Below are 25,154 nucleotides of genomic sequence, written 5' to 3'. Positions count from 1 at the left end.
GGTGGCAGCCGCGGTTCGCCGGGGAGCAGTGATGTTCGGAACCTCGTACGATGTGGCCCGTGGGATGGGAGGCAATTGGGCAGTGGGGTGACGACGCCGCTCGCATCGAACGGCTCACGGGCGGAGCCGCCAACGACGTGTGGAGCGTGCGGATCGACGGGCGCCTCGCGGTCGGTCGGCTCGGCACCAGGAGCGACGCCGATCTCAGGTGGGAGACCGAACTCCTGCAATACCTCGACCGAGAAGGTATGACCGTGCCCGTGCCGATCCCGGCTTCGGACGGCCGGTTGTTCGTCGACGGTCTGGTGGTGATGACCTACATGGACGGCGGACCGCCCGAGACGCAGGACGACTGGCGTCGTGTGGCCGACGCGCTTCGCGAGCTGCATCGGTTGACACAGGGCTGGCCGCAGCGCCCAGGCTGGCGATCGTCGGCCGACCTCCTGCATGCCGAGACCGGGACGAAGATCGACCTCGGCGCGATGCCCGCGGAGGGCGTTGCTCGATGCCGGGCAGCGTGGGCGCGGCTCACCGGACGTCCGACCTGCGTCGTCCATGGCAATCCGGCCAACCCCGGCAACGTCCGGGTGACCGCGCATCAGGTCGCGCTCATCGACTGGGACGAGTCGCACGTGGACGTCCCCGACCTCGACCTCGTGCTGCCCGGCAACGCCGCCGGCCTCGACGACGGCGCGCACGACATCGCCGCGCAGGCCTCGGCCGCGTGGGAGGCCGCCGTCAGCTGGGACGACGAGTACTCAGCCAGACGGCTCGCCGAAGTCCGAGCCGTCTGAGAACGCGATCGCGTGGCAAGAGATGGATCAAGGCACCCGCGACGAGGTACTGGGCCGCTTGGCTGAGGCGGTCGGGTCCGTCACGGTCACACACCCGACGCGGGTCGCCGTCGACGGACCGCCCGCCGCGGGCAAGACCACGCTCGCCGACGAACTGGCCGTCGTCCTGCGCGCACAGGGCCGCGACGTCATCCGTGCGACGATCGACGACTTCCTCTTCCCCCGGGCACAGCGCTACCCGCGCGGCGAGTACTCGGCCGAAGGCTGCTACTTCGACACGCACGACCACGACGCGCTGAACCGGGTCCTGCTCGATCCGCTCGGTCCCGGCGGAGACCGGCGCTTCCAGCACGCCGTCGACGACCCCCGACGGCCGGTCTGGCAGGCCCGAGCGCGGTAGCCGGTCATCCGATGTAGACGGCTGCCCGGCCGGACAGCGAACGACGTTCGGCCAGAACCTGACGTCGGGCTTCCTCGACGCCGGGGAGGTCCGGTTTGATGAATCGGTGACTACTGGCAGCTCCGAGCGGTTCACGCAGGATGTCGACCGCCGTATGGCACTGGCCCGCGAGTGGGACGAGCTCGTCGAGCAGGTGCGCGCGCTCGAGGGGTTCGAGGACTTCCTGCGGCCGCCCCCGCTGAAGAGCCTGCTCCCGGCCGCGGACGGCGGGCCGGTGGTCATCCTGAACATCAGCCGGTGGCGTTGCGACGCCCTCATCGTCAAGACGTCCGGCGTCGAGGTCGTGGAGCTGCCGGACCTGCGCCAGGAGGACGTCGCCGCGCAGGCCCAGGCGTACCTGGAGGCGGTCGGGGCCCGGCAGGGTGACACGCTGCGGGGGAGCTTCACTCGCGACGCCGATGTGACCGTCTCGGGGAACACCGTCGAGGCGGCACTGGATCGGTGCCTGCGCTGGATGTGGGACGCGTTCGCGGCCAAGGTGCTGGCACACCTGGGCTACACCGGAACGCCGAGCGGCGCCTGGCCCCGCATCTGGTGGTGCCCGACCGGCCCGCTGGCGCTGCTGCCGATCCACGCCGCCGGTGATCACAGTACGGCCGGTGAGGCGGTCCTGGATCGGGTCGTCTCCTCCTACACGCCCACACTGCGCGCGCTGGTGCAGGCCAGGGGTGACGCGGGGGAGCCGCATGGTGACTCCGAGCGGATGCTGTTCGTCGGCATGCCGCAGACGCCGAACCAGGCGGACCTGCCCAAGGTGAGGTCGGAGGAACAGTTCATCACGCAGCTGTTCGCTGGCCGGTGCACGTCGCTGGTCGGGTCGCAGGCCACCCGCGACACGGTCATGAGCGGACTGCGCGAGCACGGCTGGGTGCACTTCGCCTGCCACGGGGAGCAGAATCTGGCCGATCCGTCGCAGGGTGGGCTGCTCGTGCAGGACGGCACGCTCACCGTGACCGATCTCAGCTCCCAGCAGTACCGTGGCGACTTCGCCTACCTGTCCGGCTGCAAGACCGCCGTCGGCGGGGCGAACCTCCCGGATGAGGCGATCACCCTCGCCGCGGCCCTGCACTACACCGGATACCGGCACGTCATCGCCACGCTGTGGTCCATCTGGGACGACGAGGCCGCGCAGATCGCCAAGGAGGTCTACGAGGCCGTGGCTCACGGCGGTGTGCTGCGGGCCGACCTGGCCGCCGAAGCACTGCACCATGCGGTGCGCCGGCTGAGGGACAGGCACCGGGACCGGCCCAGCGTGTGGACCCCGTTCGCACACACCGGCCCATGACAGGCCGACGGGCGGGTCACACCTGAGCCTGTCCGTCACAGTACGGCTGACCGAATCTGACCGGCCGCTCGCAGCCTGCGCCAGACAGGAGACCGCGTTATGCCCAAGGTCCACGCCCTGCTGGTCGGGATCGACCGGTACAAGCTGCCGGAGCTGGACCTGCAGGGGTGCGTCAACGATGTGGATCTGGCCGAGGCGCTCCTGCGTGACCGTGTCGCGCCGGGTGACCTCGTCGTCGAGAGGCTGCTGGACGAGCAGGCCACCCGGGCCGGGATCATCGAGGCGTTCCGCCGGCATCTCGGCGGGCTCGGCCCCGGCGACATCGCGCTGTTCTGGTACAGCGGACACGGCTCGACCGCGCCGCTGCCCGAGGAGATCTGGTACGCCGAGAGCGCCGGCATGTGCCAGACCGTCGTGTGCCACGACAGCCGCGCCGACGTGGCCGACCTGTACGACAAGGAACTCGGCATCCTGGCCCATGAGGTCGTCACGACCGGCGCCCAGCTGGTCACGATCATGGACTCGTGTCATTCCCGCAGTGGTATGCGCGACGTCCCGGTGCCGGGTACGAAAGCCAGGCTCGCCCCCGCGTCGACGACCGCACCGGCCCTGCGCGACCTGCTGCCCGAGCTGGTCGCAGCAGCCGCCGACCCGAAGCGTGCCGCCCCCGGCCTGCAGTTGCCCGGCCACGTGGCGCTCGCCGCCTGCAACGAGTGGGAGCGGGCGAGGGAGTGGCCCTTCGCCGACGGCTGGCACGGCGTCTTCACCGAGGCGCTCGGGCATGCGCTCGCCCGGCTCGGCCCGCACGCCACGTACCGGCAGGTGTTCAGCCACGCGCGCTGCCGCGTCGAGGGCTGGCGCTCCAGCCAGGTGCCCACCCTGGAAGCGCTCGGCGACCTTGCCGACCTCGAGTTCCTCGGCGGAACGCTGCGGCCGCGCGCCTCCCGGATCAGCATGCGCCACCTCCACGGCCGGTGGGAGCTGGACGCCGGGGCGATGCATGGTGTCGTCGCCGACGCCCGGTTCGGGGTGCACCACGCCGCACCGTTGCAGCAGGTCCGGGTGCTCAGCGTGCATGTCCGACACAGCGTCGTCGAGCCGGTCGGCTGGGCACCGGACGAGGAGAAGCACTACGAGATGGTCCTCACCGACGTGCCGCTCCCGCCGGTCGCGGTGTCGATCGAGGCGGACCCGGACGTCACTGCGCGGCTGACGGGAACCGTCCAGGTCAGCGGCCCCGGCGGTGGGCCCTCACCGCATGTCCGGCTCGTCCGGCCCGCCGACCCGTTCACCTCCGGGCTTCGGCTGCGGGTCCGCCAGGACCACGCCCGCGGTACGGTGCAGATCTTCGGTCTCGACGACAGATCGCTGGCCGACCCGGTCGGCGCCGATGACGGCGGCATCGAGCAGACCGTACGCCGGCTGGAGCACATCGCCCGCTGGCTGCAGATCCGCAACCTGCCGAGCGCGTCCCCGGCGCTGGCCGAGGCGATCCAGATCGAACTGGTCCCGGCCCCGGCTGACGGCTCGCGTCCCGCCCGCGGCCACGAGCCGCCGCCGGTGAACGACCTCGTTCTCGACTACACGTGGAACGGCACGAGCTGGGTGCCGCCGACGGTGTTCATCCGGCTGCGCAACACCACCGACCGCAGGCTCTTCTGCGTCCTGCTGGACCTGACCGACCGGTACCGCATGCACGCGAACCTGTTCCCCGGGGAGTACGTCGAAGGGGGCTGGACCGCGGAGGCGGGCCACGGGGGCGCCGTCGCCTTCAGGCTGCCCCCGGACCGTCCCGTCGAGAAGGGCGCGTTCGTCACGGACTGGCTGGTGCTGCTCGTCGCCGAGGAGCCGTTCAGCTCGGCTCCGTTCTCCCTGCCGAGGCTGGGGGAGAGGTCGAGGTCGGTCTCGCGCGACACGTTGCCCGGCATCAACGGGGTCCTGGACCGGCTCGGCATGCGCGCCGTACAGCGGGATGTCGAACTGATGCCGCCGCCGACGGCGCTGGACTGGGCCGTCAAGGTCGTCGAAGTCACCACCAGGGTCCCGTAGCGCCACAGCGAGATCAGCCGGCAGGTCAGATCACGTCCGGGCCGAGGAGCTCTTCGAGCCATCCGTAGATGCCCTCGCCGTACTCGGCCAGCGCCTCCTCGGTCGCGTCCTGCAGCGAGCGCTGGTAGGACAGGGCCTTGCCGATCTTTGCGACCACGATGGCGTCCTGGCACAGCTCACGGAGTTCGGCCAGGTCGCGGCCGTCGGCCGTCCACGCGGACAGGTAGCGGTCGCGCAGCTCGTACAGCAGCGGGTCCTTGTGCTCGACCTTGGCGTCGCGGTGCACCACCCGCAACACGACCAGCATCGACCCGAACGGGTGCGCCACGGTGGCGTCGCCGAAGTCGAAGAAGCGCAGGCCGCCGTCGCCGTCGGCGAAGACGTTGCTCGGGTGCAGGTCGTCGTGCTGCACGCTGGGCGCGATGCCGCCGGCGGCCAGCCGCCGGCACATCCGCTCGATCCGGGGCACCCACTCGTGCAGTCCGGCCATCTTGCCCGCGTCGAGGTTGGCCAGCACGTACGGGTCGGTGAGCAGCTTCTCGTACTGGGCGGCGACGGTGTGCGGCCGGAAGTCGGGCACCCCGGCGGCCAGCATGCCCGCGGCGTGCGGGGCGGCCGCGCGCTGCAGCTCCGCGTACCGGCGCAGCAGGTGCTCCCAGCGGTCGCGGTCGAACGTGTCGGACGTGATCTCGCGCATGGTCGGGCCGCCGTCGGGCAGCAGCATCCAGCCGAGCTCGGCGTCGACGGCGAGCGGCACCAGCATGTCGTGCGGGGCGATCGCGGCCAGCAGCCGCATCAGCGCGGCCTCGTAACGCGAGCCGGCGTTGTTGTACTTGAACCACGCCTGCCCGCCCGCGACCGGCACCCGGGCCGTCGTCGACCACGGACGCACACGGTCGACCACCGCCGGGCCGGTCGCCGCGATGCCCTGCTCGGCGAGGGTCTCGGCGATCCAGTCCTGGGCCTTCGCCCACTCGTCAGCACGCATCGGCCCAGGCTAGGGGCGCGGACGGCCCGTACGCGAACGGTTATCGGACGCGGCCGGGAAAGCCGTCCGGCACCTGCGCACGCCACGTCCAGCCGCCGGCAGCCGTGCGCGGGCCGGTGCCGGGACGCGGGACGTCGGCGGCTGCGCCCATCGGGCTCAGCGCTTGGCGAGGGCAGGGGTGCGCGGCCGGTGCCCGCGTGCCGCCGTGACCTTGTCGGCCTCCTCGCTCACCGTCGCGCGGTCGCCGCGTCCAGGCCCCGGGCGGCCACCACCTGGGCGCTGCCGTCGGCCAGCCGGTAGCAGAGCCCCACCACGGCGGCCCGGCCGTCCTCGACCCGCTCGGCCAGCACCCGGGAGCGATCCAGGAGCAGATCGACCGTGTGCCTGACGTGCTCGGCCAGGATCTCGTCGGGCTCCACCCGGCCGGCGGCCCGTGCCGCGAGCACGCTGGGCGTCACCCGCTCGACGACGTCGCGAACATAACCGGACGGCGCCATCCCGCCCTCCAGCGCGGCGCACGCGGCGGCCACCGCGCCGCAGGAGTCGTGCCCGAGCACGAGCACCAGCGGGCTGTCGAGCACGTCCACCCCGTACTCGATGCTGCCCAGCACCTCGGCACCCATCACATGACCTGCCGTACGCACGACGAACAGGTCACCCAGGCCGCGATCAAAGATGATCTCCGCCGCCAGCCGCGAGTCCGAGCACCCGAACACCACGGCGAACGGGCGCTGGCCCGGAGCGATCTCGGCCCGGCGCGTCGCGTCCTGATTCGGGTGCTCCGGCACACCGGCGACGAAGCGGTGGTTGCCGGCGAGCAGCAGCTCGAAGGCTTCCTCGGGAGACGGGGTCTGGATCTCGGCCATGCCCGAAGCCTAGTACGGCGGCCGTATGGAACGGACCCGATGCGAAGGTTGCTCAAACCGGGTCATCCGCCCGGCCCGGCCGCAGCCTGCCGTGGTGGCTGTGGCGCCACCACCTCGCCGCCGCGTGCCGCCGGCGCCTGCGGCGATGACCTCGGTTTTCAGGGCTGCGGGCGCGCCCTGCTCCAGTCCGGAAGCGGCGTCCGCCACGATGGGCGGCGAAGATGGATCACGACTCCTGTGGACACGAACGTGAGGTGCATCGATGAGCGACTGGAACACCAAGGTGATCGAAGAGTTCCGGGCGAACGAAGGCCGCGTGGGCGGCCCGTTCACCGGAGCGCCGCTGGTGCTGGTGCACCACCGGGGCCGCAAGAGCGGGCGGGAGCTGGTCAGCCCGATGATGTACCTGCCCCACGAGACCGACGAGGACGTCGTCTACGTGTTCGCGTCCAAGGCCGGTGCGCCCCACAACCCGGACTGGTACTACAACCTCACCGCGGCCGGCCGCGGAGCCGTCGAGCGGGGCACCGAGACCTATTCCGTCAGTGTGCGTGAGCTGACCGGCAGCGAACGGGACCGCAGGTACGACGAGCAGGCCGGCCTGTACCCCGGCTTCGCGGAGTACGCCCAGAAGACCGCAGGCATCCGCACCATCCCCGTCCTGGAACTCACCCGTGTCCCGGCGGTATGAAGCCGTCACCGTCGCTTCGCCCGAATGAGCGCCGACTGACGGCTTCGTCACCCGGGCGCGGCCGCGTTGAGCTGGCCGATCTCCCGTGAGGTCAGCTTGCTAACGTGAGCCGGTGACACGTGTTGTGGCACGCCCGCGCATCAGGATCGTTCTGCTGTTCATCGTCTCCGATGTCTTCGTGCTGCTAGGTCTCTCATACCTCAAGAACGGGCACGTCATTGCCGAGCGTGACTGGCTCGGCGTGGCACTGGCATGCGCGCTCACGCTGGTCGGTCTCCTCGGCATCTGGCGTGCCCTCCGGCAGGGCGTGGTGATCGATCAGGATGGTCTGCTCGTCCGGAGCTTCAGCCGGCCGGACCGGACGCTGACCTGGGACCACGTCAGTTCGATCGATTGCGGACAGGTGTTCCTCCGTGGAGGCAGGCCGCTGTACGCGCCGATTCTTCAGATCGACGGCGTGGGACGGCTGCCGGTCTCGGAACTCGGCTCGCACTCGCTGGAGGAGGCCGAGCAGCGTGCCGCCGATCTCCGGAGCCTCCAGGCTGCGCGGACTCCCGCTACGGCTGACCGGCCGGTGCCGGTTGCACCTGCCGAACAGGGATCACCGGTGTGATCTTTCCGCGGCCACGCGGCATCGTTTGCCGACCGAGCCGGGTGGGGATACGCGATCGGTGAGCCAACCAGAACTCGACCCCGAGCAGTACCCGCCGATCGACCCGTCGGCTCCCATCCCCGACGATCCGCGCGAGCTGTCGCCGGATGCCCCCGACGTCCTGCCGGAGGCGCCGGTCGAACCCGAGCCGGGTGAGGGCGACACAGGCGGCGACCCGGGCGGCGTACGCGAACCGGCGTAGCCGCCGCACCACCTCAGCGGCCGGACGGGGCCGTCTCGGGCATGAGCGCGAGCCGCAGCCGGGTGCGGCCCGCCACCCCCAGCTTGTGGTACGCCCGCTGCAGGTGGTTCTCCACGGTGCGCACCGACAGCACCAGCCGGGCCGCGATGGCGGCGTTGTCCAGGCCGGACGCGGCCAGCTCGCACACCTCCTGCTCCCGCGCCGTCAGCGCGCTCGCGACCGGCGGCGCGGCCGGATGCCACTGCGGCCACCAGCCCTCGCACTGCTCGCGGACCAGCTGGATGCGATGGGTGACGGCGTTGGCCCGCCGCAGGTCGCCACGGCGCTGGTACGCGGTCGCCGCCGGTGCCAGCGCCTCCATCGCCAGCCGCAGGTGCCCGCGCTCCTCGAACGCGGTCGCGACGTGGTCCAGCACGATCGGATCACGCCTGGCCAGGCCGTCGGCGAGCTCGGCCCACAGCCCGAACAGCGGGCTGTCGCACTGATGGGCGATCTCGCGCAGCCGCCGGGCGGTGTCGACGTCGGGGTCCAGCCGGGCCAGCAGGTGCAGGCGCTCGGCGGCCAGGGTGAGCATGCCCCGGGAGAGCGAAGCCTGCAGCTGCTCGCGCAGGGTCCGTACGGCGGTGTCGCGCTGCCCGGCGGAGACGGCCAGCCACGCCTGGGCCAGCGCGGCCTCCTTGGCGGGGGCGCCGTGCGGGGGGAGCGCGGCGGCGAGCTGGTCGAGGGCGGAACGGGCGTCGTCGAGGTCGCCCTGCTGCGCGGCGGTCCAGGCGTAGGTGGACAGCACGTTCTCGCTGATCGGGAACAGGGTGTGCGGGTCGATGAGGCTGCGGGCCTCGCGCAGCCAGCGGCGGGCGTCGGCGAGGCGGCCACCGTGGTACGCGCACTTGCCGATGATCATCGCGAGCAGCGCGACGGCGTCCGGTGCGCCGCGGGTCAGCGCATCGCGGTAGTACCCGGCGGCGAGTTCGGCGGCCCGGGGCGCCTGCCCGGCCAGTAGCAGCGCCTGCACGTGGCAGGTCTGGGCGGCGGCGCGCATGACCGGCCACACCGCCGGCGGGGCCGCCTGGCCGCTGTCGAACATCGCCGCCGCGCGGGCGGGCTGCCCGGCCGCGATGAGCAGGTACGGCCGCAGCGGCGCGACGGCCATCCGCAGCACCAGGTCACGGGGCGGGTGCTCGTCCAGCGCGGCGACCGTCGACGCGGCGGCCGCGGCGGATCCGGTGAGCACGGCCAGCGCCGCCTCGGCGGCCAGCAGGCCGGGCCGGGCGTCCGGCGGCAGGGCCGCCGCGGCGGTGGCGAGCAGGTCGCGGGCCGTGTCGACCTGGCGCAGGCCGAGGAAGGTGTTGAGCACCAGCAGCGCGGCGGCCTCGGCCCGCTCGTGCGGGTCGGTGAGCTGCTCGTACGCCGTGGTCAGGTGGGTCTGCGCGGCCTCGACGCGGTCCTGGGCGACCAGCGCGCGGCCCAGTTGCCAGGCGGCGTGCGGGCCGTCGGCGCGGGCGGCGATCCGGGCGGCGCGGGCGGCGTCGCCACGGGCCAGGAACCACTGCGCGGCGGCGACGGCGTCGGCGGCGGGGACCGGATCCCCGGCTTCGCAGCGCCAGGCGGTGACGTGCACGGCGTCCTCGGCGGTGCCGGTCGAGGTCTGCGCCAGGGCGTCGGCGAGCTCGCGCAGCATGCGCCGTTCCCGCAGCGCGCCGGTGTGCGCCTGCGCGACCTCGGCGTACAGCGGGTGGGCGATGGCCAGCGACGCGTCCCGGCCGGTGCCGACGAGGTGGATGATGCCCCGTTCTTCCAGGCTCTCGGCGGCGGCGGGGTCGAGCAGCCGGTCCAGGGCGGTCAGCGGCGCGGCGCCGGCGCGGGCGATGTACTGCAGCGCCTGGAGTTCGGCCGCGGTGAGGGTGCCGCCGGTCTCGGCGATCATGTCGCAGCGGTGCGGGTGGTGGGCCTCGTCGACGGGCCAGGTCCAGATGCCGTGGTGGCGGGCCAGTTCGCCGCTGTCCAGGCCGCAGCGCAGGGTCTCGCGCAGCAGCAGCGGATTGCCCTGGGTGAGGTGCCACAGGGCGTTGCGGGTCAGGCCGTCGGCGGGGTCGCCGAGGGCGGCGGTGATGAGGTCGGCGAACCCGTCCTGGCTGAACGGCGCGAGGTCGAGGCGGTCCAGGCGGCTGTGGCGGCGCAGCGCCGCGACGGGGGAGCGGCCGAGGTCGCCGGTGCGGACCGTGGCCACGACGCGCAGCCCGGTCTCGGTGCTCATGCGCTGCAGCAGGGCGGTCGAGGTGTCGTCGAGCCAGTTGAGGTCGTCGACGCCGACGAGCACGGAACGGCCCTGGGCGAGCGCGTCGACGCGCCGCATCGCCTCGGTGAGCAGGTCGGTGGGGTGGGCGGCGGGTTCGGCGACGAGGTGCCCGAACGCGCCGAACGGCACCTCGTGCCAGCCGTAGGTCGCGGTGGCCCGCAGCACGAGGCGGCTGCCGTCGTCGGCGCCGGTGAGCACCTCGTCGAGCAGACGGCTCTTGCCGGAGCCGGGATCGCCAGTGATCAGCACGCCGCGCCCGCCGGCCAGGGTCCGGGCGATCGCGGCCCGTTCGGCCTGCCGGCCGGTGAACGGCCAGGGTCTGTCCAGCCGCGCGAGATGCGTCGGTCCGTCCGGCATCGTTCCCACCCGTCGTGCCCGGCGCGCGGTCCCGTACCGGCGCTTCGCAACGCTAACCGACCGCGACGGCGGGCTCACTGTGATAACGGTCCTGAGTAGCCGGTCGCGCAGCTGACAGTCCGCCGCTGAACTGCGTTTCTGAAGGTTTCCTTCATGCCGGAGATGACCTTGGAGTCAAGTTCCGGACAGGTGGCCGCGCAGGCAACCCGTCGCGCGGCCGACAGTCACGCCCCGCACGGCCGCCGCGGCGGCTCCGGAATGGAGTAGCCGCCACTCATGTGCGCACCCCTTGCCCCGGCCGATGCTCGATACCGAACGAGCCGCCCGCCGAACCCGGCGAGCGGACGAACCGAGAAACAAAGGGGATCGCCATGTCGATCAGCGACGTCGTCCGCAACTGGACCGACGAGTTCCACCGCGCCACCTCGCCCGAGCTGTCGCAGGCCGCGCACCCGGCCGGCCTGGTCGAGATGAGCCGCGACGAGCTGCAGACCGTCGCCGGCGGCGCGGCCATCGACGGCCACACCAGCATGTGCTGCCACTGCGTGTGCTGACACCGCCGCGCGCCCGGCAGCGGGCAGTGCGCTCATCCGGGGGTCCGGGCCGCTCGACGGCCCGGACCCTCGGGTCCACATCCGAACTGGAAAGAGGCATCACCCCGCGATGGCCCTGCATGCCGCACTCAACCTGCGCGAACGGCTGGCGCTGCCCGCCCCCGGCACCGGCGGTGCGGCCTCCGACCGCGCCCGCTGGCGGCTGACCCGTTGGCGCGAGCTGGACGCGTTCACCGGCACCGCCCTGTGGACCGAACGCCTCGCCGCCGACCGCCTCGACGAGCCGGCGCTGCTCCGGCTGCTCGACGACACCCCCGACGACCTGCGCCACCGCGCCGGCGGGGACCCCGGCTGGATCACCGCCCTGCGCCGCCGCTACGCCGGGCCGGGGGCCGACCTGCCGATCGAGGCCGCCACGGACCGGCCGATGGCGGCCGCCGCGGTGGTCGCCGCGCCCCTCGTCGCCCACGCCACCCGGCAGGTCACCGAGCACGCCCGGCGCCTGGCCGCCGCCACGCCCGGCGCCCCGTTCGACCCGGACACCGTCGCCGCGGCGACCGTGCCCGGCCTGCTGGACGAGCTGGTCGTGCAGCTGAGCCGGGCGGCCGTGCTCGAACTGAACATCGCGCGGCTGCACGAGCAGCAGGCGCCCGCCGGCCCGGCCGAACGCTTCCACACGTTCTTCGCGCGCCTGCGCGAGCCGGCCGCGGCACTGGCGTTCCTGACGGCGTACCCCGTGCTGGCCCGCCAGGTGCTGGGCACGGCCGACCGCTGGGCCGCACGCACCTGCGAGCTGCTCGACCGGCTGGCCGCCGACGCCGCCCTGCTGCGGCACACCTTCACCGGCGGCGCCCCGCTCGGCGTGCTCACCGCCGCCGACGAGACCGGCGACCCGCATCACGGCGGGCGGCGCGTGCTGCTCGCCCGGTTCAGCGGCGGAGTCACCATCGTGTACAAGCCACGCGATGTCACCGTCGAAGCGCGCTACGCCGACCTCGTGGACTGGCTCAACGAGCGCGGCGCGGACCTGCGCGCCTGCGCCGTGGTGCCCCGGGCGGGCTACGGCTGGGCCGAGTTCGTCCCGGCGGACACGTCCACCGGCGACGCCGCGGCGTACGCCCGCCGCCGGGGCGGCCTGCTCGCGCTGCTGTACGCGCTCGGCGCCACCGACTTCCACGACGAGAACCTGGTCACCCACGGCGGGCACCCCGTGCCGATCGACCTGGAGACGCTGTTCACGCCTGCCGTGACCGAGCGGCGCAGCGCCGTCGCGGACTCGGTGCTCGGCGTGGGCGCCCTGCCCACCGGCGACGCCGTGGCCGCCGGGCGCGCCTGCGGCTGCACGCGGTGGGTCGGCGTCGGCACCGACCTGATGCGGCTGGAACTCGCCCCCGCGCACAGCCACGCCGTCGCGGGACCCGGCGTCGACCTCGCCGCGTACACCGAAGACGTCGTGCACGGCTTCCGGGTGACCTACGCGCTGCTGCGCGCAGCGCGCGGCGTGCTGGCAGCCGACGACGGCCCGCTGGCCGCGTTCGCCGCCGACGAGATCCGGGTGGTGCTGCGGCCCACCCGCACCTACCGCAGGCTCGCCGAGGCGGCCCTGCACACCGACCACCTGCGCGACGGCCTGGACCGCGATCGGCTGCTCGACTGGCTGTGGAGCGGGGTGGCCCAGCTGCCGCCGCTACGCGACTTCGTCGCCGCCGAACGGTCCGATCTCGACGCCGGGGACGTGCCGCGGTTCACGGCCCGCGCCGGTGCCACCTCGCTGGGCACCGGGACGGGCGACCCGGTGCCGGACGTGCTGGTGCGCAGCGGGCTGGCCGAAGCACGGCGGCGGCTGCGCGGGCTGGGCGACACCGACCTGGCCCGCCAGGTCTGGCTGATCCGCGCCGCGTACGCCGCCCAGGCCGACGGCGCGGGCGCACCGCACGCCGCCGTACGCTGGCAGCTGCCCGACCTCGCCGTCCAGCTCGGGGAACCGGCCCGGGAGGACACGCCCGAATCGGCGCTGCCGAAGGTCCGGCGGCGCGCGCTCGACGCCGCCGCCGCGATCGGCGACCGGATCGTCGAGCTGTCCGACCACGACGGCTGGTTCGCCCTCACCCCGGCAGGCATCGGCTGGCGGGTGGGCCGGGCCGCCGACCACCTCTACGACGGCACCGCCGGCATCGCGCTGTTCCTGGCCTGGCTTGGCGCGCAGACCGGCGAGGGCCGGTTCGCCGACGCGGCCGACCGCGCCGCCGGACGGCTGGCCACGAGGATCGCCCAGCGGGCGGTCGCCGGTACGTCGATCGGTGCGTTCACCGGCTGGAGCGGCCTGTCCTACTGCTACGGCCACCTCGCCGCCCTCGGCCACCGGTCCGCCCACACGACCGCCGACCTGATCATCACCCGGCTGGACGCTCTCGTCGGCACCGGGACCGTCCTCGACGTCGTGGACGGCGCCGCAGGCTGCGTACTGGCGCTGCTCTCGGCCGGGCACGACACGGACCGGGTGCTTCCCCTGGCGAGCAGGGCCGCGGACCTGCTCCTGCAGCCGCCGCCCGGCGGGCCGCGCCTCGGTGGCTTCTCCCACGGCACCGCGGGCCAGGCCGCCGCCCTGGCGGCGATGTGGCACGCCACCGGGCAGCAGCGCTACCTCGACGGCGCGCTGGCCGCCCTGCAACACGACCGCAGCCTCTTCGACCCGGCCCGCGGCAACTGGGCGGACCTGCGCGAACCCGGCCGGTTCAGCCTCACCTGGTGCCACGGCGCCCCCGGCGTCGGGCTGTCCCGGCTGCGCATCCGCGCCGCGCTCGGCATCCACCCCGACTCTGCTCCGTCCGTTCCGGCCGGTACGCCGGACGGCGAACACGACCGGCTCACCGCCGAGATCGCCACCGCGGTGCGCACGACGCTGGCCGGCGGATTCGGGCGCAACCACTCGCTGTGCCACGGCGACCTGGGCAACCTCGACCTGCTGCTGGCCGCGGGCGAGCCGGACCGGACCGTGGCCGCCGTGGCCGCGGCGATCCTCGACGACGGCCGGACCTACGGCTGGCGCGCGGCCAACCCGACCGGCCACCCCTCGCCCGAACTCATGACCGGCCTGTCCGGCGTCGGCTACGGCCTGCTGCGCCTGGCCGCGCCCGAGACGGTGCCCGCACTGCTGATGCTCGCGCCCCCGGCCCCGACCACGACCTGGAGCAAGCCATGAGACGACTGCTGGCGAGCTGGTGGCGGCGCATCCGCGGCGTGCCCGTGGTGCTGCAGATGGCCGAGGCCGACTGCGGCGCCGCCTGCCTGACCATGGTGCTACGCCGCCACGGCCTGCCCGCGACCCTGTCCGGCGTACGCGACGACATCGGCGTCGGCCGCGACGGCGTCAGCGCCTGGGCCGTCATCGACGCCGCCACCCGCCACGGCCTGACCGCCAAGGCCTACCGGGCCACCCCGCAGGCCGTCACGCAGGTGCCGCTGCCCGCGATCGCGCACTGGGAGCACGATCACTTCGTGGTCGTCGAGCGTGTCGGGCGGCGCGGCGCGCGCATCGTCGACCCCGCGCTCGGCCGCAGGCTCATCACCCCCGACGATCTCGCCACGAGCCTCGGCGCGACCGTCATCGCCCTCACCCCCGGCGAGCCCGCGAGCGCACCGTCCCGGCCGGTCCGGATCCCGGTGCGGCAGCGGTTGCGACGTGCCCGCGCTGCGGTCGGCCGGTTCCTGCCCGCGCTCGGGGCCGTGTTCGCCGTGTCGCTGCTGCTGCAGCTGCTCGGGCTGGCGCTGCCGCTGGCCACCACCGTCGCGTTCGACGAGATCATGCCCGCCCGCGAGACGTCGCTGATGCCGTACCTGGCGATCGGCATCGGCGCGCTGGTGCTCACCCAGTTCGCGGTCGCGCACCTGCGGTCGATGATGCTGGTGAACCTGCAGACCCGCGTCGACCGGGAGCTGATGACCCGGCTGTTCGGGCACCTGCTGCGGCTGCCGTACGCGTTCTTCCAGCAGCGCTCCAGCGGCGACCTGATGCAGCGGCTGTCCAGCAGCATCCTGCTGCGCGAGCTGGTCACCGCGCAGGTGCTCACCGCCGTCATCGACGGCGGTCTGGTCACCGTCTACTTCGCCGTGCTGGCCACGCGTGACAGTGAGTTCGCGCTGCTGGCGGGAGGCATCGGCCTGGCGCAGGTGCTGGCCGTCGCGGTGGTCAACAGCCGGCTCATCCGGCTCAGCCACCGCCAGCTCAACGTGCAGGCCGAGGCCGAGAGCGCGCTGATGGAGGCGCTGTCGGGCATCGCGACCGTCAAGTCCATGGGCGTCGAGCGGCAGGTCTACGACGGCTGGCTGACCCGCTACGACGCGGCGCTGCGGGTCGACCGGGCACAGAACCGGCTGTCGTCCACCGTCGGCAACGTCACCGCCGCGGTCGGGCTGGCCGGGCCGCTGGCCCTGCTGTGGCTGGGCACCGCCCGGATGTTCGAGGGCGGCATGAGCCTGGGGGAGATGCTCGGCCTGCAGGCCCTGGCCATGTCGTTCCTGGTGCCGCTGTCGTCGCTGGTGTCCAGCGCCCAGGTGCTGCAGTCGGTCGTCTCGCACCTGCAGCGGCTGCGCGACGTGTTCGCCGCCCGCCCCGAGACCGGCGACGGCGAGGCCCTCGAAACACCCCGGCTGCGCGGTGCGATCCAGGTCCGCGGGGTCGGCTTCCGCTACGACGCGCAGAGCCCGTACGTGCTGCGCGACGTCTCGTTCGACATCCTGCCCGGGCAGAAGATCGCCGTGGTGGGCGCGTCCGGCTGCGGCAAGAGCACCCTGGCCATGCTGCTGACCGGCCTGTACCGGCCGACCGAAGGCGAGATCAGCTTCGACGGCGTGCCGCAGGCGCGGATCGCGCCGCAGGCCCTGCGCCGCCAGTTCGGCGTGGTGCTGCAGGAGAGCTACCTGTTCCGCGACTCGATCCGCCGCAACGTCGCGCTGGCCGACCCGAGCGCGACCGCCGAACGGATCCGCGCCGCCGCCGCCATCGCCGGCATCGACGCCGACATCGACGCCATGCCGATGGGCTACGACACCCGCGTCGCCGAGCGCGGCCAGGCCCTGTCCGGCGGGCAGCGCCAGCGGCTGTCCATCGCCCGCGCCGTCGTCGGCGATCCGGCGGTGCTGCTGCTCGACGAGGCCACCAGCCACCTCGACGTCGCCACCGAACGCCGCGTCGACCAGGCGATCTCCGCTCTGCGCTGCACCCGCGTGGTCATCGCGCACCGGCTGAGCACCGTACGCAACGCCGACAAGATCATCGTCCTGGCCGACGGCCGCATCGCCGAGCAGGGCAGCCACGACGAGCTGCTGGCCGCCCGCGGCGTCTACGCCGAGCTGGTCGCCAGCCAGCTCGACGACTCCACCACCCCCGCCGAAGGAGAGCAGCCGTGTCTGCAGCCCACCCGGTGACACCGTTCCAGCGGGTCCTCGTGGCCGCCTGCGGATCCAGCGACGTGGTCACCCTGCCCCAGTCCATCCTCGCCATGAGGTTCGCGCTCGGCCTGCAGGTCCGCGTCGTGCTCTCGGCCGCCGCGGCCTCGTTCGTCACCGCCAAGGCGTTCACAGCGGTGACCGGCGAGCCCGCGTACGACGACGGCGTCGGCGAGGCGCCCGGGGTCGCGCACCTCGACCTGGCCCGGTGGGCCGACCTCGTGCTGGTCATGCCCGCCACCGCCAACACCATCGGCAAGGCCGCCCACGGCATCGCCGACAGCCTGCTCACCACCTGCGTCCTCGCCGCCGCCGCACCCGTGGTGTTCGTGCCGTCCATGAACGCGGCGATGTGGGACCGCCCGGCCGTGCAGCGCAACATCGAGCAGTTGCGCGCCGACGGGCACGGCATCGTGCCGCCGGTCGGGGTGCTGGCGCTGAGCACGGGCACGGTCACCGGCCGCGGCGCGCCGCCGATCGGCGAGGTGCTGCAGTGGGCCGCGACGTTCGTGGCGGAGCGCCGCGATGGCTGAGCCGCGGATGTCCCGCACCGCCGTCGCGGCGGCCGCGGTCGGGCTGGGCCTGCTGGCCGCCGCGGCGGTGCCGTTCGTGCGGGCGTACGCCGACTCGCCGCGGCACCGGCCCGCCGCCTCGTTCGGGGTCGCCGCCGACCAGGCCGGCTGCGACGCGGAGCTGACCGACCCGGTCTCCGGTGTCGGCATGCACGTCGGACCCGGCACCTCCCAGCCGACCGCCACCCGCGTGGGCTACGAGACCGTGCCACCCTCGTCCGGGCCGCACTACGTCTACCCCGCCCAGCGGGCCCGGCGCTTCTACCTGCCGCAGGACCGGCCCGCGATGGAGGAGCTGGTGCACAACCTCGAACACGGCTACACCGTCGTGTGGTACACCGGCACGCTGCCCGCCGCCGAGGTCGAGGCCCTGCGGGAACTCGCGGTCAAGCTCGGCGACGACGCGTACGGCGAGAAGTTCATCGTCTCGGCCTGGGACGACAGCTACGGCGCCTTCCCGGCCGGGCGGCCCCTGGCCATGTCCCACTGGGGCCGCACGGCCGGCTACCGGCAGTTCTGCGCCCGCGTCAGCGGCGCGGCGATCGAACGGTTCGTGCTCGCGCACCCCGCCGCCGACGCCCCCGAGGTGGACGGCATGTGACGGGTTCCGTCGTGCAGGCCGACCCGCGCCGTCGCGGTCGCACGTTCTGCCGGATCCTGTTGCGCATTGTCGCGGGGATGCCAGATGTGGCGGTCTTGTGAAGATGTCGCGGCATTCCCGCCTGATCCTGCGACGTGGCCGCCGGGGATGATCTGCCCGTCCGCGCGCGAGCGGCCGACAGCCACGACCTGCGCGTTCGCAAGCTGAATGCCGTTACCGGGCGGGGTTCGCGGCCCCCCGTCCCTCGGCGAGCGATGAGGAGTGATCGGACATTCGGCCGCTTCGTGCGGCTGCCGACGTCCGGCGCAGGCGACCGTGCGCCCCCTACACTGTGCGGCTCAACGATCTTGCCCGCTCCCTCACCAGGAGGTACACCGCCATGATCTCCTCGGTCGTCGCTGCCGCCGTCGCCTTCGTATTCGCTCTGATCTGTACGCCGGTGGCGACCCGCGCCCTGGCCCGGCTGCGCGCCGGTCAGCCGATCCGCGACGTCAACCCCGCCGCGCATCAGGCCAAACGCGGCACACCCACCATGGGCGGGCTGATCTTCATCGTCGGCACCGTGCTCGCCTACGTCGTCGGCCACCTGGTGATGAACGCGCTGCCGGCGGCGCAGATCGTCCCACCGGGTCCGACGATGACCGGGTTCGTCCTGCTCGGCCTGATGGTGTTCTGCGGCGGCATCGGGTTCGTCGACGACTTCCTGAAGGTCACCAAGAAGAACACGGCCGGGCTGAGCGGGCGCTGGAAACTGGCGCTGCAGCTCATGGTCGGCACGGGATTCGGCGTGGTGGCGCTCGGCTTTCCGAGCACGGCCGGATGGTCGGTGGCCGGCACCCGGCTGTCGTTCGTCCGGGAGATCAGCTGGCTGGACGTCGGCCAGGTCGGTGCCGTGGTCGTCTTCATCGCGATCGTCATGGCGAGCACGAACGCCGTCAACCTGACCGACGGGCTCGACGGCCTGGCCACCGGCACGTCGATCATCGTGCTCGCCGCGTACGGGCTGATCTCGTTCTGGCAGTACCGGCACTGGTGCGCCGATCCGGCGATGCAGTCGGCGTTCTGCTACGAGGCCCGGGATCCGCTGGAGACGGCGCTGATCGCCGGCGCCGCCGCCGGGGCGCTGCTCGGCTTCCTGTGGTGGAACACGTCACCGGCGCGGATCATCATGGGCGACACCGGTTCCATGGCGCTCGGCGGGCTCATCGCCGGGCAGGCGGTCGCCACGCGGACCGTGCTGCTGCTGCCGCTCCTGGCCGCGCTGTTCGTGATCATCACGATGTCGCGGATCATCCAGTACACGTCCTACAAGACGACCGGCAGGCGGGTGTTCCGGATGTCGCCGCTGCATCACCACTTCGAGCTGGTGGGGTGGCACGAGGTCACGATCGTGACCCGGTTCTGGATCATCGCGGGCGCGGGCGTGGCCGCCGGGCTGGGCTTGTTCTACGCCGATTTCCTCGCTCACCTGCCCTGACTAAGATGCGCCGATGACCGTGCAGAGCATCCTCCTCCGCTTCTCCTACTTCGAGCACGACTGGATCACGGAGGACATCGACGGACCGGAGGCGGGCGAGGCGGTCCTGATGCGGGTGGCGTCCGAAGGCGACTGGTTCGAGGTCGAGGGCGCCGAGCCGGAGGAGTTCGACACCCTCGACGCCCTCGCCGAAGGGGCCGAGCGGGTCATCGCCGGAGAGTGGCAGATGCCCGCGGCCGCCGTCCGCCTGCCGGTGGACAGGCTCCGCACGCTCATCGCCGACGGGGGCTGGACCTTCGCGGCGGGCGAGTTCTCGGAGTTCGTCGGCAACCACCACGACACCGAGATGCTCGTCAAGCTCGTCCGCGACCGCTGACGGCGCGGGTTCGCGCGCAGTGCGGTGGATCGAGCCCATTCATTCAAACCCGTGGATCAACTTGGCACGCGTTCCACAAGCTCTCCACAAGCTCGGTGCCCGATGATTCGGCGATGACGATGAAATCGAGGATGCTGCCCGCACTCGGCGCCGCTGTCACGGCCCTGGCCGCCGTCATCGCCGCGGCCGCCGTCGGAGACCACCCGGGCGCGGCCGCCGACTGCCGGCGGTCGGTCGCCATCGACCCGCAGGTCACCGTGTCCGAGGCGGCGGGCACGCTGACCTTCACCGTGTACACGGCGTCCTGCGCCGCGGCGGGATCGGTGGCGTACACCGTCACCGACGGCGCCGCCCGCCGGCCCGGCGATTACCAGCTGGCCGGCGGCGTGCTCCAGTGGTCGGCGGGGGACACCGGCAGCAGGCAGGTCCGGGCCACCGTCGCCGGCGACGGGCTGACCGAGGCGCTGCTTGAGGACTTCACGGTCACCCTCGGCAACGCCAGCCAGAACGTCCGGATCGTGAGCCCGGTCGGCCGCGGCCGGATCTTCGACGACGACACCCAGGTCCGGGCGGCGACCATCGACCACCGGCTGTGCCTGCTGGAGCCGCGCACCTCTCCGCCGCCCACCACCTTGCCGTCACCGTCGCCGACGGCCAAACCCGACCCGGATCCGGGCTCGGGCACGCCCGCAACACCCTGCACCATCGAGTCAGGCAACATCATCAGCTCGCCGTTCGGCCTCAACACGCCGCTGACCGCCGACGCGACGGTGCACTTCCGGACGTCCGACGGCGACCTGATCGCCGGGCTGGACTACGTGCCCGTGGACCGCACCATCACCATCCCGGCGGGAGCCACCACCGTCCTCGTCCCGATCCAGCTCCTGCCGCACGCGTTCACTCAGGACGGCAAGCACTTCACCGTCGCCATCTCGTCCTTCTCCGGCGGCCAGGTCGTCTCCGGCACCGCACGGGTGACCGTCTGGCGCTAGCCCAGCAGCGCCATGTTCGCCAGCGTCGCCGACTCCAGGCGCCGGTCGTCGATCTCGCGGGACAGCGCGAGCGCCCTGCCGAAGTGGTCCAGGGCGCTCGCGTGCTCGCCGCGCGACAGCTGGAGCAGGCCGATGGCGTTGGCGGTGTCGGCCTCCCGGCGCTTCTCGCCGATGCGCCGCCGGATCGCCAGGGCCAGCCCGAAGTGATGCAGGGCCGCGTCCTCGTCGCCGTCGGCGAGCAGCGTCTCGCCGAGGTTCTGCAGCACGGCGCCTTCCAGGTGGGCGTTGCCGATGTCGCGCGACAGGCGCAGCGCCCGCCGCAGCGCGCCGAAGGCCGCCTCGAAGTCGGCGAGCTGGGTGTGGATGTCCGCGAGGTTGTTCAGCGCCAGGGTGACACCGGGCAGGTGGTTGTCGGCGGTGTGCAGGTCGAGTGCCTGCTCGAACGCGTCGCGGGCCGCGGGGAGCATGCCGAGCTGAGCGTGGGCGTGCGCGATGTTGTTCAGCGCCATGCCCTGCCCGCGCTGGTCGCCACCCGCCCGCATCAGCTCCAGCGCGCGGGTGAGCTGGTGCAGGGCGTCTTCGTGGCGGTGGGTGACGTTGTAGGCGACGCCCAGGCCGCTGCGCATGAGCCGCTCGCCGACCGGGTCGTCCAGGCGCAGCGCGGCGGCCAGGCCCTCGCGGCAGATCTCGGCGTAGTCCGACCAGCGGCCGCGGTGGGTGTAGTAGCTGGCCAGCAGGTAGGTCAGCTGCCAAGTGATCCGGGCGTCGCCGTGGGCCGCGGCCAGCCGGGCGATCGGCAGCAGGCTGGGCCGTTCGTCGTCCAGCAGGTCCAGCGCCCGGGTGGCGTCCGGTAACGGGGGCAGGCTCGGCGGCGGGTCCTGCCAGGACAGCTTCACCCGGTCGCGGGCGGGCTCCAGCAGCTGGTTGGCGGTCCCGGCCAGCGCCAGATACCAGGTGAACAGCGCGCTGCGGGTCTGCGCGGCCTCGTCGGGGCCGGCGCAGCCGAGCGCGTACAGGCGGATCAGGTCGTGGAAGCGGTATCGGCCCTCGGCGACCTCGGTGATCAGGTGCGCGGCCGCGAGTTCGTCGAGCGCGGGCGCGGCGGGCCGCCCGGCCACGGCCGTGGCCAGGTAGGCGGTGAAGGTCGGGCCGGGATGGTGGCCCATCCGCCGGAACAGCGCCGCGGCGGGCGGGCTCAGCGTCTGGTAGGTCGCGGCGAACACGGCCCGGACCCCGCCGGGGTGGCCCGCCACCGACAGCGCGTCGAGACGGTTCCCGCCGGTCAGCTCGCCGACCAGCTCGGCGAGGCTGCGCAGGGGCCGGGCGGCGAGCTTCGCGGCGGCGATACGCAGCGCCAGGGGAAGCCCGCCGCAGAGGTCCACCAGCAGGCCGGCCTGCTCGGGCTCCCGGTCGACCCGGTCGTGGCCGAGCACCCGGCGCAGCAGCAGCGACGCCTCGGCGTGCGGCAGGGCGTCCAGGCTGACCGCGGCCACCTCGTGGTCGACGGCGAGCGCCGGCAGCTGGTGACGGCTGGTGACGATCAGCAGGCTGCCCGCGTCCGGCGGCACCAGCGGCGCCACCTGCTCGGCCGAACCCGCGTTGTCGAGCAGGATCAGCATCCGGCGCTCGTGCAGGGCTGAGCGGTACGGGCCGGGATCGCCCGCGGCCGGGTCGGCGGTGACACCCAGCGCCCGCAGCAGCTGGCCCAGGGCCTCCTGGACGGGCATCGCCGTGGCCGGATCATGGCCGCGCAGGTCGAGGAAGAGCTGCCCGTCCGGGTAGCGGTCGATGACCCGCCGCGCCCAGTGCACCGCCAGCGCGGTCTTGCCCATGCCGCCAGGCCCGGAGATCACCGCGATCGGCCCCGGCCGCGACAGCAGCGTGTCCAGCGCGGCCTCCTCGGGTCCGCGGCCGGTGAAGTGCCCGGCCGCCGGTGGCAGCTGGGCCGGTCTGGGGGCGCTGGGCGGGCGGTCGAAGCCGGCGCCGGCGTCGCGGCGCAGCACCGCCAGGTGCAGGCGCTGCAGTTCCGGCCCGGGCTCCACATCGAGCTGCTCGGCCAGGTGGCTGCGCAGCCGCTGGTATGCCCGGACCGCGTCGGCGTGCCGACCCGACCGGCACAGGGCGAGCATGAGCAGCCCGACCAGGCGCTCGCGACCCGGGTCGGCGGCCAGCAGCCGCTCGATCTCGTCGACGGCGGCCACGTGCTCGCCCAGGCGCAGGCGGGCGTCCCAGAGGTCGTCCAGGCAGCGCATCCGTGCCTCGGCCAGCCCGCGTACCGCCGCGGCGGCCCAGCCGGCGGGTTCGGCGTCCTCGAAGGCCTCGCCGCGCCAGAGCCCGAGCCCGTCGAGCAGGTGCCCGACCGCCTCCGCGGCGGCGCCGCGCGCCAGGGCCTGCCTGCCCCGGGCGGCGTCGTCGTGGAAGCGGGCCACGTCGACGTCGGCGGGGCGCAGGTCCAGCAGGTACCCGGCGTCGCGGGTGACCAGGATCCCGGGCAGGCCGCAGTCCTCAAGGGCCTGGCGCACCCGGGCGATGTGGGAGTACAGCGAACCGGTGGCGGTGCGGGGCGGCTGCTCGCCCCACAGGGCCTCGGTGAGCCGGGCGGGTGACACCGGAGTGCCGGCGCGCAGGCCGAGCAGTCCGAGCAGGGTGCGCTGCCGCCCGCCGACCAGCGTGGCGCGGCCGCGCGGGCCGCTCACCTCGACCGGGCCGAGCAGGCGGACCGTGTGGACGCCCGGCGCGGCCGGCTGCCGCCGGTCCTCGTCGACGCGGTCGCGGAGGGTCGCGAGCCTGCCCTGCTCGGCGGGGGAGGCGCCCAGCAGCCGGACGAGGGTGTCGAAGCGGTCCGTCGGCGGCAGGGTCTTGCCGGTGAAGTAGTGCGCGATGATCCCGGTCGACCAGCCGGTCCGGGCGGCCAGCGCACGGTAGGTCACCTCGGTGCCGCCCCGCCGCCGGGCGTCGCGCCGTTTGAGCTGGCGCAGCATCCGGGCGAGGTCCTGCAGGGTGCCCCCGTCGGCCATGAGCCTCCTCGATGGACGAAGCCGCATGTCCATCGTACGTGCGAGACAGCGATGTTCAACGATGTTCAGGATCGCCCCGGCCGCCACGGGTCCGCTCCGACGATGGCTGCCATGACTCACACACCGTCCCGCCGTGCCAGGACCGGCTGGAGCGTCGCGGCGCTCCTGGTCATGGCCGTGCTCCTGCCCCCCACGGGCGCCTCGGCCGCCGAGGAGCCCAAGACCGAACAGCCCGGCGCCGCCCCCGCCGAAGCCGTCCCCGGCGGCTTCCGCACCTGGGAGGACCTCAGCGAGGCGCAGACCCGCCTCAACACCGCCGCCGACGACATCCTGTCGGTGGACTCACCCGGCTACGCCGGCACGATCGCCGCCCCCGAGAACGGCGAGCTGCACGTCTACTGGAAGGGCGAGGTCCCCGCCGACGCCCGCGAACGCGCCGCCCGCACCGGCGTACCCGTCAAGTTCCTGCCCGCCCGCTACAGCGAGGCCGAACTCGCCGCCGAGGTGGACCGGCTCGGCGCCGACAGCCGGGTCGGCACCGCCGCCCCGCAGGTCGACGGCTCCGGCCTGGCCGTCACGGTGAGCACCGACGCCGACCGCGAGGCGATCCTGGCCGAGGCCCGCCTGCCGCTGGCCGTCACCGTCGAACGCGCCCCGGACCTGCTGTTCAACCGCCAGGCCGACATCTCGCCGTACTGGGGCGGCGCCCGCTGGAACAACCTCAGCACGGGCGGCTCCTGCTCCACCGGCTTCAGCGTGAACTGGGCCGGCCAGCCCCGCATGCTCACCGCCGGGCACTGCGGCAACAACGGCAACGTGGCCCGGATCGGCACCGCCGCCCAGCCGAACACGAGCATCGTCGCCGACGTCAACGCCCGCGACACGCAGATGCTCAACCGGCCGCCCAACCGGACCTTCGCCGGGCGCATCTACACCGGAGCCTGGAACAGCTCGTCGAGCATCCGGGTCGGCGGCTCCACCGCCGACTACGTCGGCAACTGGATCTGCACCGGTGGCGCGTTCACCGGCGAGCACTGCAACGCCAAGGTGTACGCCGTCAACACCAGCGTGCTCGGCATGGCGCCGATGACGTACGCGGCGAAGGTGCCGGGCACCCCGGCCGCGGGCAACTGCATCGCCGCACCCGGCGACAGCGGCGGCCCGGTCTACTCGCACGGCCTGTTCATCACCTGGCCGTTGAAGATCGAGATCGCGGCGCTGGCCCGCGGCACGATCACCGCCGGCTACCTGGACACGCCCTGCGTGTCGCTCGGGGTGTGGAAGACCGGCTCCTACCGGGTCTTCTACGCACCGGTCCGGCGGCCGCTGTTCAGCCCGTACGTCGGCTCGCTGACCTTCTACGGAGCCAGCCTCCTGTGATGCTCTCCCCGCCGCGGCCGGATCGACCTCCGTGTCGCGGCACGGGTGCGGCGCCCCGCTCGCGAGCGGGGCGCCGTCGCGCTGACCACGTCACCGG

At 73.5% G+C, this 25,154-nt stretch carries 19 protein-coding genes and 1 pseudogene; 16 read left to right on the top strand and 4 right to left on the bottom strand.

Annotated elements, in window-relative coordinates:
• Positions 1 to 50: 50 nt before the first annotated feature.
• The 4 genes and pseudogenes from CS0771_RS32255 (at position 51) to CS0771_RS32240 (ending at position 4,588) form a co-directional block, all read left to right on the top strand.
• Complete coding sequence (locus tag CS0771_RS32255; protein ID WP_371821515.1) at positions 51 to 794, top strand: phosphotransferase enzyme family protein; 744 nt, start codon at positions 51 to 53, stop codon at positions 792 to 794.
• 22 nt (positions 795 to 816) lie between these two features.
• A pseudogene (locus CS0771_RS32250) lies at positions 817 to 1,158 on the top strand (uridylate kinase); the annotation flags it as partial.
• Positions 1,159 to 1,300: 142 nt separating this feature from the next.
• On the top strand, positions 1,301 to 2,539 hold the full coding sequence (locus tag CS0771_RS32245; protein WP_212844521.1) for a CHAT domain-containing protein: 1,239 nt from the start codon (positions 1,301 to 1,303) through the stop codon (positions 2,537 to 2,539).
• Positions 2,540 to 2,638: 99 nt separating this feature from the next.
• Complete coding sequence (locus tag CS0771_RS32240) at positions 2,639 to 4,588, top strand: caspase family protein (protein WP_212844520.1); 1,950 nt, start codon at positions 2,639 to 2,641, stop codon at positions 4,586 to 4,588.
• A 25-nt stretch (positions 4,589 to 4,613) separates the two neighbouring features.
• On the opposite strand, the gene CS0771_RS32235 is transcribed toward CS0771_RS32240, so the two are convergent.
• Both CS0771_RS32235 and CS0771_RS32230 read right to left on the bottom strand, forming a co-directional pair.
• A complete protein-coding gene (locus CS0771_RS32235) occupies positions 4,614 to 5,576 on the bottom strand; it encodes an aminoglycoside phosphotransferase family protein (RefSeq protein WP_212844519.1) in 963 nt (320 codons plus the stop codon).
• Between the two features lie 227 nt (positions 5,577 to 5,803).
• Entirely contained in the window at positions 5,804 to 6,442 is a 639-nt protein-coding gene (locus CS0771_RS32230; protein WP_305835463.1) for a carbonic anhydrase, read from the bottom strand.
• A 262-nt stretch (positions 6,443 to 6,704) separates the two neighbouring features.
• On the opposite strand from CS0771_RS32230, the gene CS0771_RS32225 reads away from it, so the two are divergent.
• The 3 genes from CS0771_RS32225 (at position 6,705) to CS0771_RS32215 (ending at position 7,987) form a co-directional block, all read left to right on the top strand.
• Positions 6,705 to 7,133, top strand: coding sequence for a nitroreductase family deazaflavin-dependent oxidoreductase (locus CS0771_RS32225; RefSeq protein ID WP_212844518.1), 429 nt, complete (start codon positions 6,705 to 6,707; stop codon positions 7,131 to 7,133).
• Positions 7,134 to 7,245: 112 nt separating this feature from the next.
• On the top strand, positions 7,246 to 7,746 hold the full coding sequence (locus CS0771_RS32220; RefSeq protein ID WP_212844517.1) for a hypothetical protein: 501 nt from the start codon (positions 7,246 to 7,248) through the stop codon (positions 7,744 to 7,746).
• Positions 7,747 to 7,804: 58 nt separating this feature from the next.
• Positions 7,805 to 7,987, top strand: coding sequence for a hypothetical protein (locus CS0771_RS32215; RefSeq protein WP_212844516.1), 183 nt, complete (start codon positions 7,805 to 7,807; stop codon positions 7,985 to 7,987).
• A 13-nt stretch (positions 7,988 to 8,000) separates the two neighbouring features.
• Here CS0771_RS32215 and CS0771_RS32210 read toward each other — a convergent pair whose 3' ends face one another.
• Positions 8,001 to 10,640 (bottom strand): LuxR family transcriptional regulator, encoded by a 2,640-nt coding sequence (locus CS0771_RS32210; protein WP_212844515.1) that lies wholly within the window; start codon positions 10,638 to 10,640, stop codon positions 8,001 to 8,003.
• 371 nt (positions 10,641 to 11,011) lie between these two features.
• On the opposite strand from CS0771_RS32210, the gene CS0771_RS32205 reads away from it, so the two are divergent.
• The 8 genes from CS0771_RS32205 (at position 11,012) to CS0771_RS32170 (ending at position 20,660) form a co-directional block, all read left to right on the top strand.
• Positions 11,012 to 11,194 (top strand): mersacidin/lichenicidin family type 2 lantibiotic, encoded by a 183-nt coding sequence (locus CS0771_RS32205; RefSeq protein WP_212844514.1) that lies wholly within the window; start codon positions 11,012 to 11,014, stop codon positions 11,192 to 11,194.
• A 109-nt stretch (positions 11,195 to 11,303) separates the two neighbouring features.
• Positions 11,304 to 14,396, top strand: a complete 3,093-nt coding sequence (locus CS0771_RS32200; RefSeq protein WP_212844513.1) for a type 2 lanthipeptide synthetase LanM family protein — start codon at positions 11,304 to 11,306, stop codon at positions 14,394 to 14,396.
• Positions 14,393 to 16,621 (top strand): peptidase domain-containing ABC transporter, encoded by a 2,229-nt coding sequence (locus CS0771_RS32195; protein WP_212844512.1) that lies wholly within the window; start codon positions 14,393 to 14,395, stop codon positions 16,619 to 16,621. Before CS0771_RS32200 ends, CS0771_RS32195 begins: the two co-directional genes overlap by 4 nt.
• Positions 16,600 to 17,175: a flavoprotein gene (locus tag CS0771_RS32190; RefSeq protein ID WP_212844511.1), complete on the top strand. Its 576-nt coding sequence runs from the start codon at positions 16,600 to 16,602 to the stop codon at positions 17,173 to 17,175. Before CS0771_RS32195 ends, CS0771_RS32190 begins: the two co-directional genes overlap by 22 nt.
• Positions 17,168 to 17,815, top strand: a complete 648-nt coding sequence (locus tag CS0771_RS32185; protein WP_212844510.1) for a DUF3105 domain-containing protein — start codon at positions 17,168 to 17,170, stop codon at positions 17,813 to 17,815. The genes CS0771_RS32190 and CS0771_RS32185 overlap by 8 nt, the downstream gene beginning before the upstream one ends.
• 379 nt (positions 17,816 to 18,194) lie before the next feature.
• On the top strand, positions 18,195 to 19,292 hold the full coding sequence (gene mraY / locus CS0771_RS32180; protein WP_212844509.1) for a phospho-N-acetylmuramoyl-pentapeptide-transferase: 1,098 nt from the start codon (positions 18,195 to 18,197) through the stop codon (positions 19,290 to 19,292).
• 13 nt (positions 19,293 to 19,305) lie between these two features.
• Positions 19,306 to 19,668, top strand: a complete 363-nt coding sequence (locus tag CS0771_RS32175) for a hypothetical protein (RefSeq protein ID WP_212844508.1) — start codon at positions 19,306 to 19,308, stop codon at positions 19,666 to 19,668.
• Between the two features lie 113 nt (positions 19,669 to 19,781).
• A complete protein-coding gene (locus CS0771_RS32170; protein WP_212844507.1) occupies positions 19,782 to 20,660 on the top strand; it encodes a Calx-beta domain-containing protein in 879 nt (292 codons plus the stop codon).
• Here CS0771_RS32170 and CS0771_RS32165 read toward each other — a convergent pair.
• Positions 20,657 to 23,677, bottom strand: coding sequence for a BTAD domain-containing putative transcriptional regulator (locus CS0771_RS32165; RefSeq protein ID WP_212844506.1), 3,021 nt, complete (start codon positions 23,675 to 23,677; stop codon positions 20,657 to 20,659). The two genes, CS0771_RS32170 and CS0771_RS32165, sit on opposite strands and share 4 nt — an antisense overlap.
• A 111-nt stretch (positions 23,678 to 23,788) precedes the next feature.
• Between CS0771_RS32165 and CS0771_RS32160 the strand changes: the two genes are divergently transcribed.
• Positions 23,789 to 25,057, top strand: a complete 1,269-nt coding sequence (locus tag CS0771_RS32160; protein ID WP_212844505.1) for a S1 family peptidase — start codon at positions 23,789 to 23,791, stop codon at positions 25,055 to 25,057.
• Positions 25,058 to 25,154 lie beyond the last annotated feature (97 nt).

This window comes from Catellatospora sp. IY07-71 (genome assembly GCF_018326265.1).
Taxonomy (GTDB): Bacteria; Actinomycetota; Actinomycetes; order Mycobacteriales; family Micromonosporaceae; genus Catellatospora.
Note: the sequence above shows the minus strand (reverse complement) of the source record. Positions and strands in the feature narration are given on the sequence as shown.